The sequence below is a fragment of the Listeria sp. MAN/IMW/UF555 genome (assembly GCF_058684075.1).
On record NZ_JBZWZS010000001.1, the window covers coordinates 465,990 to 478,642 of the forward strand.

The 12,653-nt window shown below is 38.8% G+C and carries 12 protein-coding genes; 2 read left to right on the plus strand and 10 right to left on the minus strand.

The window, feature by feature from the left end; all coding sequences use genetic code 11:
• Positions 1-16 precede the first annotated feature (16 nt).
• The 3 genes from AC4PG8_RS02255 to racE are packed head-to-tail and all read right to left on the minus strand — an operon-like array spanning position 17 to position 2,191.
• Complete coding sequence (locus AC4PG8_RS02255; protein WP_003761890.1) at positions 17-628, minus strand: XTP/dITP diphosphatase; 612 nt, start codon at positions 626-628, stop codon at positions 17-19.
• A gap of 3 nt (positions 629-631) precedes the next feature.
• Positions 632-1,378 carry a ribonuclease PH gene (rph, locus tag AC4PG8_RS02260; RefSeq protein WP_003761888.1) on the minus strand — a complete coding sequence of 249 codons (747 nt, stop codon included), beginning with the start codon at positions 1,376-1,378 and terminating at the stop codon, positions 632-634.
• Positions 1,379-1,390: 12 nt separating this feature from the next.
• On the minus strand, positions 1,391-2,191 hold the full coding sequence (gene racE, locus AC4PG8_RS02265) for a glutamate racemase (RefSeq protein ID WP_003761886.1): 801 nt from the start codon (positions 2,189-2,191) through the stop codon (positions 1,391-1,393).
• Positions 2,192-2,339: 148 nt separating this feature from the next.
• On the opposite strand from racE, the gene AC4PG8_RS02270 reads away from it, so the two are divergent.
• Positions 2,340-2,834 carry a YslB family protein gene (locus AC4PG8_RS02270; protein WP_072218612.1) on the plus strand — a complete coding sequence of 165 codons (495 nt, stop codon included), beginning with the start codon at positions 2,340-2,342 and terminating at the stop codon, positions 2,832-2,834.
• 71 nt (positions 2,835-2,905) lie between these two features.
• Here the strand turns inward: AC4PG8_RS02270 and AC4PG8_RS02275 are convergent, their stop codons facing one another.
• The 7 genes from AC4PG8_RS02275 to zapA form a co-directional block, all read right to left on the minus strand.
• Entirely contained in the window at positions 2,906-4,120 is a 1,215-nt protein-coding gene (locus AC4PG8_RS02275) for an aspartate kinase (protein ID WP_003761883.1), read from the minus strand.
• Positions 4,121-4,302: 182 nt separating this feature from the next.
• Positions 4,303-6,114 (minus strand): excinuclease ABC subunit UvrC, encoded by a 1,812-nt coding sequence (gene uvrC, locus AC4PG8_RS02280; protein ID WP_003771538.1) that lies wholly within the window; start codon positions 6,112-6,114, stop codon positions 4,303-4,305.
• 75 nt (positions 6,115-6,189) lie between these two features.
• Positions 6,190-6,501, minus strand: coding sequence for a thioredoxin (gene trxA / locus AC4PG8_RS02285; protein WP_003723853.1), 312 nt, complete (start codon positions 6,499-6,501; stop codon positions 6,190-6,192).
• An 80-nt stretch (positions 6,502-6,581) separates the two neighbouring features.
• On the minus strand, positions 6,582-8,939 hold the full coding sequence (locus AC4PG8_RS02290) for an endonuclease MutS2 (protein WP_010990823.1): 2,358 nt from the start codon (positions 8,937-8,939) through the stop codon (positions 6,582-6,584).
• 22 nt (positions 8,940-8,961) lie between these two features.
• Positions 8,962-10,674, minus strand: a complete 1,713-nt coding sequence (gene polX, locus AC4PG8_RS02295) for a DNA polymerase/3'-5' exonuclease PolX (protein WP_492169982.1) — start codon at positions 10,672-10,674, stop codon at positions 8,962-8,964.
• Positions 10,675-10,766: 92 nt separating this feature from the next.
• A complete protein-coding gene (locus AC4PG8_RS02300; protein ID WP_003766594.1) occupies positions 10,767-11,309 on the minus strand; it encodes a CvpA family protein in 543 nt (180 codons plus the stop codon).
• Positions 11,309-11,572: a cell division protein ZapA gene (gene zapA, locus AC4PG8_RS02305; protein ID WP_003761872.1), complete on the minus strand. Its 264-nt coding sequence runs from the start codon at positions 11,570-11,572 to the stop codon at positions 11,309-11,311. Before zapA ends, AC4PG8_RS02300 begins: the two co-directional genes overlap by 1 nt.
• Before the next feature lie 153 nt (positions 11,573-11,725).
• Between zapA and rnhC the strand changes: the two genes are divergently transcribed.
• Entirely contained in the window at positions 11,726-12,652 is a 927-nt protein-coding gene (rnhC, locus tag AC4PG8_RS02310) for a ribonuclease HIII (protein ID WP_492170201.1), read from the plus strand.
• Position 12,653 lies beyond the last annotated feature (1 nt).

Sequence of the window (12,653 nt, forward strand, 5' to 3'; positions counted from 1 at the left end):
TCTGTTACTTATTCTCTCACTTTTTAGTAACTTTTTCTACAACTTCTGCTAAATCTTTTTCTAGCTGTTTAATAGCATTAGCTCGGTGGCTGATTTCGTTCTTTTTCTCTGCTGGAATTTCTGCCATTGTAAGACCGAATTCTGGTAGGAAAAATAGTGGATCATAGCCAAAGCCGTTTGTACCGCATAGTTGTTCTGCGATAATGCCTTCTACCTCTCCAGTATAGAAGCTTGTTTTCTCAGAGGGTGTAGCTACAGCAAGTGTACAGTGGAAACGAGCAGTTCTTTTTGCTGGTTCTACGCCTTCTAAATTTTTAAGTAGTTTTTCATTATTTTTTGCATCATCATGAGCGACTCCAGCGTAGCGTGCAGAATAGACACCAGGAGCCCCGTTAAGCGCGTCTACAATTAAACCTGAATCATCAGCAATAACTGTTTGATTTAGCAAGCTAGCGACCGTTTCTGCTTTAAGAGCAGCATTTTCAGCAAAAGTTGTGCCTGTTTCTTCAATTTCACCAATTTCTGGAAAATCAGCAAGGGTAGCAACTTCGATATTAAACTTCGCAAAGATTTTTTCGAATTCTTTTGCTTTTCCTTTATTTGCGGTGGCAATAATAATTTTACTCATTTTTTATTCTCCTTTAATCCGCGCTGTGATTTTGTCGCCGAGTGTTTCTTTTTGGATTTCGATTAGTTCGCTTATTCCTTTTTTACCTAGAGCGATTAGTTCAGCAAGTTCGGCTTCTGAAAAAGTAGCTTCTTCGCCTGTTCCTTGGAGTTCTACAAAGGCTCCGCTACCAGTCATAATGATATTCATATCGACTTGTGCCGCGCTATCTTCTACGTAGTTAAGGTCAAGTACTGTTCCACCTTCTTCTAAAACGCCAACACTTGTAGCTGCAAGAAAATCTTTGACAGGGAATTTCGTGAACGGAACTTCTTCATCTAGTTTTGCAATCGCCATGACCATTGCAATAAATGCACCAGTAATAGAGGCTGTGCGTGTTCCTCCGTCTGCTTGGATAACATCACAGTCTAACCAAATTGTTCGTTCACCAAGTGCGTCTAAGTCAACCACGGCACGTAAAGCTCGTCCAATTAAACGTTGAATTTCCATTGTTCTTCCAGTTACTTTTCCTTTAGAAGATTCGCGGATATTACGTGTATTCGTTGCTCGTGGTAACATGGAATATTCAGCAGATATCCAGCCACGACCTTCCCCGCGCATAAATGGTGGTACTTTTGTTTCTACACTTGCAGAACAGATAACTTTTGTATTTCCTGATGCGATTAAAACAGAACCTTCTGGGTGCATTAAGTAATCAGGTGTTACTTCGATTTCTCGTAATGCATTCTTTTCTCTTCCATCAAATCTCATTAGTGGCACCTCTTATTTTCCTAATTTTATATGTTCTACTGTCATATCTGGCATATTTAACCAGTCTTTTGCAATATCTTTGAAAATTTGTGTGGAACCAGTGGTGAAAAAACGATGTTCAATTTCATCGTCTGTCGCATCTAATAAATTATGGTAATCCAGTAAAGCACTGACTTCGCTAGCAGTTTCTTCGCCGGAGTTAATGACCGCAACGCCATCGCCCATAAAGTTTTCGATAATTGGTTTTAAAAGTGGGTAATGCGTGCAACCCAAAATCACCGTATCAATCTTGGTACTTTTCAGTGGTAAGAGTGACTCGGCTACGACTTTTTTTGCAATGGCGCTTTTATACTCGCCAGATTCTACTACGGATACAAATTTTGGACATGCGAGTGAATCTACTTCTACTCGGCGGTTTAGTCCTTTAAGCGCTGTTGGGTAAGCCATGCTTTCGACTGTACCGAGCGTTCCTAATACGCCAATTTTGTTGTTTCTTGTTGCTTTAAGAGCTGCTCTTGAGCCAGGTTGAATAACTCCAATAACAGGAATATCCAGTTTTTCACGAATGTCATATAGTGCTGCCGCTGTTGCAGTATTACATGCAATAACGAGCATTTTGATGCCACGATCTACGAGAAAATTGGTCATTTCCCAAGTAAACTGAGCTACTTCTTCTTTGTCGCGTGGTCCATAAGGGCAACGTGCGGTATCACCTAAATAATATACTTGTTCATGGGGTAGCTGCTTTAGTACTTCACGCACTACTGTCAAACCGCCTACTCCCGAATCGATAAAGCCTATAGCTTGTTTCACAGTCTCGCCTCAATTTCTTTATTAATTTCCAAATTTTTTTATCTATACCTTCCATTTTCTTATTTTTTCGCTTTTTTCGCAAGTCTTTTTTGAGAAAAAAGGTTTTTTATAGAAATTTATTTATTGTGCTTTCCATTTTAGGGTGATTTTGGTTATAATGGTGTATGAAAGTGAGGTATCCGAAATGACAGAAAATGAACAGAATAATTACGAGGAAAAAGCACTCGTTCCAAGTTTTGGATTAGATGTACTGCGAGATTATTTAATTCCTGAAATCCTTGGAGATGAAGCGCCTCACATTATGTACTGGGCTGGGAAAGACTTAGCGCGTAAATTCCCACTTGAATCCATGGAAGAGATAAGAGAATTCTTTGAAGAAGCCTCTTTTGGGACACTTAGTATTTTAAAGGAAAAGAAAGATGAGTTGCGTTTACTTTTAGAAGGTGACATGGTTGTTTCGCGGTTCCGTACACAAGAAAATCCAACTTTTAAATTAGAAGCTGGTTTTATCGCCGAGCAATTACAAACACAGAAGAAGCTCTATACAGAAAGTTACGATGAAATAGATAAACGTAAAAAACAAGTGACGATTATCGTTAAATGGGATCGTAAAGAAACGATTGATAACGAAGAACGTTACTAAAAAGATAAGCTTGAAATAACTTGCCTACGCCCCTCTTAACTGGGATGCAGCTCGTTAATTCAAGCTTATTTTTATTTATCTAATTCAAATTGGTCATGTAAAACTTGTGCTGCTTCTACCATTTTACGTGCGGGAACAACAGTCGAAACTTTGATTTCTGAAGTGCTAATCATTTTTATTGGGATATTATTTTCAGTTAAAGCTTCAAACATTTTTGCAGCGACTCCAGGGTTACTTACCATACCGGAACCAACAATAGATACTTTCGCTAGTTCTTGCTCGGATTCTAGTTTTTCGATTTGAAGTAGTTCTTTACTTTCTTCTAAAACAGCTAGAGTAGCTAATAGTTCGCTTGTTTTAATCGTGAAGGATAAGTTGCCGTGACCAAGACCTGTGATACCTTGAATGATAATATCTACATCAATGTTATTTTCAGCTAGTTTAGTAAAAACTTTTGAAACACGCATCGCTTCTTTTTGTTTCCAGTGAATAGTTACACGAGTAATTTGATCTTCAAAAGCAATTCCGCGGACTACTTTGGTATTTTCCATTGTTAAATCCTCCTCAATCATTGTACCTGGTTCTAGTTCATGACTCGCTCTTACTTCAAGCGGAATTCGGAAATTTTTCGCATATTCAACGGAGCGTGGATGTAAAACGCCAGCACCGAGATTGGCTAATTCTAGCATTTCATCATAGGTTAGTTGTTCTAGTTTTTGGGCTTTTTTAACGTAACGGGGATCTGTTGTGAATACGCCGACAACATCTGTACAAATAGCACATTTTTCTGCTTTTAAAGCGGATGCGATTGCTACTGCTGTCGTATCAGAGCCACCCCTGCCGAGTGTTGTAATTTCGCCGTCTGTAGTTATACCTTGGAACCCTGCAACAATAACAATTTGCCCAGCTTCAAGTGCAGACTCAATGCGCGCGCTATCAATATCAGCAATTCTTGCGTTACTATGTACTGCTTCTGTTTCAATTCCTGCTTGCCATCCTGTATAAGAAATAGCATCATGTCCTTTTTCTTTTAAAGTCATCGCAAGTAAAGCAATCGTGATTTGTTCGCCGGTTGAAAGTAACATATCCATTTCTCGCTTGTCTGGAGCTTCACTGATTTCTTCTGCCATCGCTACTAATTTGTCGGTTGATTTACCCATCGCGGAAACGACGACAATGACTTTATTCCCTTGTTTTTTCTCGTAAATGGCTTGATCTGCTGTTTTTCCGATTTTATCTACGGTGCTAACAGAGGTTCCGCCAAATTTTAATACTACTAGTCCCAATCTCGCTCCTCCTGACTTTTTGGTGCTTTTTTATCAATGGTTTTATTTTAGCGCATTTATGTGTTGAAGGGAAGGGTGAGTTTCTTTTGTTTTTACTTCTAGCGAAAATCATAGATGCTGAAATAAAAAAGCTAACACGCCAATAACTAAAAAATCATTGGTATGTTAGCTTTATTTAAAATCTATTTTTGTTCAGTATTTTTGGCTTTTTCGTTAAACGCGGTAATATGTTTATGCACTTCTTCTGCCACATTAAGTGGAACGCCAGCTTCTTTAATTTCTTCTACTGATGCTTCTTTTAATTTCTTCATGGAGCCAAAATGTTTCAGTAGTTTTTTCTTGCGGCCAGGTCCTACGCCAGGAATGCCATCAAGAATGGACTGGAAGCCTGTTTTGCTGCGTAGTTGGCGGTGGAATGTGATAGCGAAACGGTGGACTTCATCTTGCATTCGTTGCAGTAAATAGAATTCTTGGCTGTTTCTTTCGAGTGGAACTATTTCTAATGGATCGCCGAATAATAGTTGGCTAGTACGATGCTTATCGTCTTTTGCGAGTCCAGCTACTGGAATATCTAAGCCGAGTTCGTTTGTTAGGACATCTTTGGCGCTATCAATTTGTCCTTTCCCACCATCAATTAATATTAGATCTGGCATTGGTAGGCCTTCTTTAAGTACGCGCCAGTAACGACGGCGGATAACTTCTCGCATCGTTGCGTAATCATCCGGTCCTTCCACGGTTTTGATTTTGTATTTGCGGTAATCGTTTTTACTTGGTTTTCCATCTAGGAATGTGACCATTGCAGAAACAGGATCTGTACCGTGAATATTCGAGTTATCAAATGCTTCGACGCGTGATGGAGTTGGAATCCCCATCGCTTCACCAAGTCGTTCAACTGCCCCGACTGTCCGCTCTTCGTTGCGTTCAAGTAGCATAAATTTCTCGTTTAGCGCGATTTTGGCATTTTTGTAAGCAAGTTTCACGAGTTCTTTTTTATTTCCGCGCTGTGGTACGATGATTTTTGTGTCGGGAACGACGGCTTGAACGGCTTCGCTATCAACATCATCTGGTAAGTATATTTCTTTTGGTGGAATATGGTTTGCTTTTTGATAAAACTGGCCGATAAATGTGAGGAAGTCTTCATCAGCATCGTTGTAAAATGGAAATTGGGAAACATCGCGCTCAATGAGTTTTCCTTGGCGAATGAAGAATACTTGGACGCACATCCAGCCTTTATCAATGGCGTAACCAAATACATCACGGTCAACGAAATCATTCATTGTCATTTTTTGTTTTTCCATCGTTGTTTCGATGGCGTTGATTTGGTCGCGGAATTCACCAGCTTTTTCGAATTCCATATTTTCTGCGGCTTCTTGCATTTTTTTCATTAAATCATTTTTGACGGTTTTATAGCCACCGTTTAAGAATGCTACAATTTCGTCTTGCATTTCTTTATACTTACTTGCTTCCACGTCAAATACACACGGGGCAAGGCATTGTCCGAGATGATAGTACAAACACACTTTATTTGGTAATGTACTGCATTTTCGAAGTGGATACAGTCGGTCTAAGATGCGCTTCACTTCATTGGCAGCGTACACATTTGGATACGGACCGAAATATTTCCCTTTATCTTTCTTTACTTGGCGGGTAATAATTAGTCGCGGATGTCGTTCGTTTGTAATTTTAATGAACGGATAAGTTTTATCGTCTTTTAAGCGAATATTGAAGCGTGGGTCATGTTTTTTTATCAAATTAATTTCAAGTAGCAATGCTTCTACGTTGGATGAAGTTACGATATATTCAAAGTCCACAATTTCTTGGACTAGACGTTGCGTTTTACTATCGTGCGTACCTGAAAAATACGAACGCACGCGATTTTTCAACACTTTTGCTTTCCCAACGTATATAATTGTTCCTTGTCTATCTTTCATCAAATAACAACCAGGTTGGTCCGGCAGAAGCGCTAATTTATTTTGGATATGTTCAGAAGACATTTTATCAACTCCAGTTACACATTTAAAAAGAAGCCTAGAATGTTTGTTCTAAGCTTCTTTCATTTTAGCATAATTTTAAACGTATTTGTTGATGACTTCATCCAGTTCTTCTTTTGGACGGTAGCCGATAATTGTTTCTACTACTTCGCCGTCTTTTTTAATAAGAAGTGTTGGAATACTCATAACACCAAAGCTTCCAGGTGTTTCTGGGTTTTCATCTACGTCCATTTTGACGATTTTAAGTGCTTCGCCGCGTTCTTCTTGTATTTCTTCTAAAACTGGAGCCACCATGCGGCAAGGACCACACCATGTTGCCCAGAAATCTGTTAATACTAAGCCTTCGCTAGTTTCTTGTTCAAATGTTGCATCTGTAATTTCTTTTACCATGATTTAATTCACTCCTTATGACTTTTGTACACACAGTATAGCACCTAGACCTATTTGGAGCCATGTTTTTGCTCAGTTGTTTACTTGAACTCAACGATTGTTACGCCGTTCCCGCCTTCTGCTGCGGCTCCGAAACGGATGGATTTAACCATACGATGATTCTTCAAATATTCCGTGACGCCTGTTCTAAGCGCGCCAGTACCTTTACCGTGAATAATTGCTACTTGCGGGTATCCTGCGAGCAATGCTTCATCAAGGTATTTATCCACTTTTTGAATAGCGTCTTCGTAGCGTTCACCGCGTAAATCGAGTTCACTTTTTGCTGGTGAGTCACTACTATGAACAGATGTGATAATGCGTTGTTTTTTCGGTTTTTCTGGCTCGATATATTCTAAATCGGTCGTTTTGATTTTCATTTTGATGATGCCGATTTGGACGTTCCATTCTTTATCACTAATTTTGTTTAAAAGTGTGCCTTTTTGGCCAAGAGATAGGACGCGAACATTGTCGCCAGCTTGGAAAACATGTGGTTTTTGTTTTGGTGCTTTTGGAATAGCTTTGTTAATTGTTTTTGGCTTAGCTTTTCCAAGTCTTGTTTTAGCATCGATTAGTTCATGTTCTTTGATTCCCGCTGCCCCGTTTAATTGCATTGTGCGCAGTTCGTGGATAATTTCTTCGGCTTCTGTTTCGGCTTTTTCTACGATTCCAGCAGCTTTTTCGTTTGCTTGTTCGAGTAATTTATCTTTTTGTTGATAATAATTGGTAATTTCTTTTTGTAAATCTTTTAAAAGAGCATCGGCACCGCGAGCTAATTCACGCGCTTCTTCATATTCTCGTTCTGCTAGATTTCGTTTTTCTTCTAAACTTGAAATCATGTCATTTAAGTCTGCACTTTCAGTATCAACGAGGCTTCTTGCTTCTGTGATGATACTTTCACTTAAACCAAGGCGGCGTGAAATATCAAATGCATTGCTTCGTCCGGGTACGCCAATGAGTAGTTTGTACGTTGGACTAAGTGTTTCAACATTAAATTCAACGGAAGCATTGGTTGCATGTGCTCGGTTATATCCATAAGCTTTTAGTTCAGGATAGTGAGTCGTTGCAACAACACTTGCGCCTTTTTTGTGACTTGCATCAAGAATGGCAATGGCAAGTGCTGCTCCTTCTTGCGGATCCGTACCAGCTCCGAGCTCATCATATAAAATAAGTGATTTATGATTTACTTTTTCTAAGATCGAAACAATGTTTGTCATATGGGACGAGAAAGTACTTAAGCTTTGTTCAATCGATTGTTCATCGCCAATATCAGCAAATACGTTTTCAAAAACAGCGATAGTCGAATCTTCTTGGGCTGGGATTTGTAAGCCTGATTGCGCCATCAAGGTTAGTAAGCCTAATGTTTTTAATGTAATTGTTTTACCACCTGTATTTGGACCAGTAATAACAATCGTACTAAAATCTTCACCTAAATAAATATCGTTAGCAACAACTTTCTCCGCATCTAAAAGCGGATGTCTGGCTGCTATTAAATGGACAATTCCAGTATCGCTCAAATGCGGCGTTACGGCTTTCAGAGCTTTCCCAAATCGAGCTTTTGCGAGAATGAAATCAAAACGACCCAGAATAAAGGTATTATGATGAATCTCATTAATCCAGCCAGCTAATGAAGCAGAAATTTCAGCTAGGATTCGTTCGATTTCTTGTTTTTCTTTCGCTTGAAGGGCTTTGCGCTCGTTATTTAAATCAACCACGCTTTGTGGCTCAATAAAGAGCGTTTGACCGGATGCAGACTGGTCATGAACGATACCGCCGTAATGTCCTTTATATTCTTGTTTCACGGGAATAACATAGCGATCATTTCGAATCGTAATAACCGCATCACTTAGCATTTTTGAAGCGTTGCGATCACGTAAATAAGATTCTAGCTTTTCACGCACGCGGTCTTCTGTCCGACGCAAAGTACGACGAATTGAGCTAAGCGCTTCACTAGCTGTATCTAATATTTTCCCACTTTCATCTATTGAAATGGCAATATCTTCTTCTACATCTTTTAATACTAAAAGTTCATCAGAAAGTGCGCCGAGTAATGGTATTTCGACCCCAATTTCTAGTAAATCGTTCATAAAGTTTTTCATTTGGCGGCTTACACGCAAGTTACTACCAATTTGGTAGATTTCTAGCCCGTTTAAATCGCCACCAATCTCTAGACGTTTCAAATGTGCAAAAACATCTGTTAGACCAGTAATTGGCGCGCTTCCCCGCAAACGAATAATTTTGGCTCCTTCTTCTGTTTCAAGTTGCGCTTTTTGTACGACTTGAAAATCTGTAGCTGGAGCAAGTTCATAAATCGCTTGCTCCCCTAGTGAGGAAGAAGCAAATTCAGCAAGTTGTTTTTTTATTTTATCAAATTCTAAAATGGCTTCTACTTTTTTTTCCATTAGTCATCCTTCTTTTTAAAAGTTATTTATTCTGTAAAAATTGTTTAAATTCTGCGGCTGATTTTGTATTCAGGATTGCAGATTTATCTAGCCAAGCTTTCGTTGCAGCACGGACTCCAATCGACATAAAATCGAGGTGTTTCGTATCGTGCGCATCCGTATTAATTGCGATAGGCACATCTGCTGCATGGGCCATTTCTAAATGCTCCCGGTTTAGATCAAGTCGCTGTGGATTGGCATTTAATTCTAGCGCTGTGCCTGTATTTTTTGCTAGTTTGATTAGTTCTTTCATATTAACATGATATGGTTTTCTTTTCACGACAATTCTACCTGTTGGATGAGCAATCAGGCGCACATATGGATTTTCACAGGCTGTTTTTAGTCGTTTCATAATCTCTTCTTCTGATTGTTGAAAACTGGAATGAATCGATGCGATAACGAAATCTAACTGTTTTAAAGTGTCATCATCAAAATCCAGAGAGCCATCTGCTAAAATATCCATTTCAACGCCAGAATAAACGTTAATTTCCGGATAATTAGCAGCTACTTTTTTAATTTCTGCTTGTTGCTCAAGTAATCTCTTCTCATCCAGACCATTGGCTACTCGTAAAAATTTTCCATGATCGGTAATGACCATGTACTCATAACCTTTAGCGATACAAGCTTCAATCATCTCCGGAATCGCGTAAGCTCCGTCCGACCAAGTTGTATGCATGTGTAAATCACCGCGAATATCACTTAACTCGAGGAATTTCGTATCTTTTGTCACCCGTTCAATTTCTGTACCATCGCGCCGTACTTCTGGAGGTAAAAATGGAATATGAAAGTGTTTAAAGAACGTTTCTTCTGATTCAAAGTGACGCATACTTCCATCTTCTTGCTCCACACCATATTCACTTATTTTTTCGTTCGATTGTTTGGCTAATTGGCGCATTTTGATATTATGATCTTTGGAACCGGTAAAATGGTGCAAGGTTGTTGCAAAAGCTTTCTTTTCTACTAAACGAAAATCTACTGAAATTGTAATGTTATCTTCTAGCACAGCTGATACTTTTGTTTCACCTGCCCCAATAACATCTGTAATCAGAGGAAATTCTAGTAATGCTTTTTGAACGTCTTCTGGTTTTTCAGTAGCAATTACGTAATCCAAATCTTTGACTGTTTCTCGTAATCTACGTAAACTGCCTGCTTGAGCAAAGGTTGCAATTGCATCTATGCTAGCTAGGTAATCTTCTACTTTTTGAATGATTGGTAACACATCATTTAGTGGGTATCTATCAGGTCGTTCGCCCATTTCGCGCACTGCTTCTGCCATTTTTTCCGCAGACTTTTTACCGAAACCTTTTAATGCTTCAATGTGACCGTTCCGAGCTTCTTTAAGTAATGTATCTTTATCTATTACGCCTAATTCATGGTAAAGACGTGATAATTTTTTACCACCAAGCCCTGGTACATCTAAAAGTGGAACGAGGCCAGCTGGCACTTCTTTTTTTAGTTCCACGAGTTCTGGGCATTCGCCTCTGTCCAAATAGCGTTGAATAATCTCACCCGTCGTTTTTCCAATACCGCTAATCTTAGTAAAGTCTTCAATTTCCGACAGACTTCTGCTATCTAGTTCAATTGCTTGCGCGGCTTTTCGGAAAGCCGATATTTTAAAGCTATTTTCTCCTTTTAATTCCATATAAGTGGCGATTTCCTCAAGTAAACGAATGATTTCTTTTTTATTCGTAGCCATCTTAATTCCTCCCTCGCTTGGTCATTAAAAAATACCAGAGAAATCCTATCCAAAATTGGCTAAGAGTATACATCTGGTATCGAATGTTTCTTTTATTTTGGCAGAATATCTGTCATCCAGTCATAAAATTGTTCGGACAAAATTGGCGTATTTTCAAGCATCCACTGAGCAACCGTCGAGCTATCAATGAGGTTTTCAGACCAATTTGCCGGATAAATTGCCATGACGAACAAAACAATAAAAATAATTAAATAAGACTTAATAACACCAAAAACAGCTGCTAATAATCCATTGATTTGACGCAACACTGGGATTTTAGTCAAGCCACCAACAAGGGAAGCGAGCATATGCACAACAATGATTGCCACAATGAAAATAATCGCAAAGCCAAGTACATTGTAGTAAGCTGTTTCTGTTCTTAATTCTTGTAAAATAATGGATAATCCATCTGAAGTATCACTACCTGGATAAGGTATAAAAGTTAAATGTGGCGCTAAATCTTCGTAATACGTATACGAGATAAAAAATGCCAAAATATAACCAAGTAATAAAATAAGTTGTTTGATTAGGCCTGTTCTAAATCCTGCGAAAAAGCCGCAAACAAGTAAAATTAAAATAATCGCATTTAAAATCATTAATCTCTTCCTTTAATTCGAGCCAGTTCTTGTTCCAACTCTAGATATTTTTGTTCTAGTTTTAAATAATCGTGAGTTGCATTCACAGCTGTTAATACCGCGAGCCTACCACTATCTAGCGCATGATTTTGGGAGCCAATTTCGTGCATTTTTTCATCAACTTGACGAGCTACTTTTCGTAAGTGGTCAGCTGTTTCTACGCCAACAATCGTATATTCTCTACCATAAATTGTTGTCACTACTTTATTTCTCTCATTTGCCACGTAAATTCCTCCTCGCCCAAATTCATTTAGGCCGCTACTTGTCATAATCTTATCACGAAAAAGCTGGAAAGAAAAGAGTCAACCACCCGTTTAACAGATATTCAGTCTTTCGTCGTAGTATGTTACAATAGAACTTTGAAAGGATGATGCCTTATCGCAAATACAGTTATCATAGTTGATCAATCAACACTCGAAAAAATGAAACAAACTTATCTTCCCTTTTCAAGCCCAAAACTCCCACCTGGAGCCGTTTTTGCGGCAAAAAAACCTGGTGTTTCGATTACTGGCTACAAATCTCGTAAAGTAATGTTCCAAGGAGTCAACGGAGAAGCTGAAGCAAAAAAATGGGTTGCGACTCTTCCAGAAGCAAAAACGAAGGCGCCGAGTGTTTCCAAAGGCGTTCTTCCAGCGAACTTTGCCGCCAAAAATGTTATTGGTTCAGATGAAGTCGGTACTGGTGATTTTTTTGGTCCAATTACAGTTTGTGCAGCTTATGTGGACGCTGAAATGATGCCACTTTTAAAAGAGCTTGGTGTGAAAGATTCAAAAGCCATGAAAGACCCAGAAATTTGCCGAATAGCAGAGAAAACCATGCCAATCGTTCCACATAGTGTGCTACTTTGCCCTAATCCTAAATACAATGAACTTCAAAAAAGAGGCATGAACCAAGGCCAAATGAAAGCATTACTACATAACCGTGCTATTGAAAATGTCCTAAAAAAACTTGCTCCCATAAAACCAGAAGCGATTTTAATTGATCAATTTGCTGAAAAAAATACTTACTATCGATATTTAGCAAAAGAGCCAAGTATTATTCGAGAAGATGTATTTTTCGCAACGAAAGCAGAAGGACTTCATCTTTCAGTGGCAGCAGCTTCGATTATTGCTCGATATAAATTTGTGCAAGCCTTTGATGCTATGTCAAAAGAAGTTGGTATCTCGCTTCCAAAAGGTGCCGGACCGCACGTGGACGTTGTTGCAGCAGAAATTATTGAACGATTTGGACTAGAAACATTAGCTAAATATACCAAACAACATTTTGCTAACACAGAAAAAGCCTTGAAAATTGCTAAAAAATGAA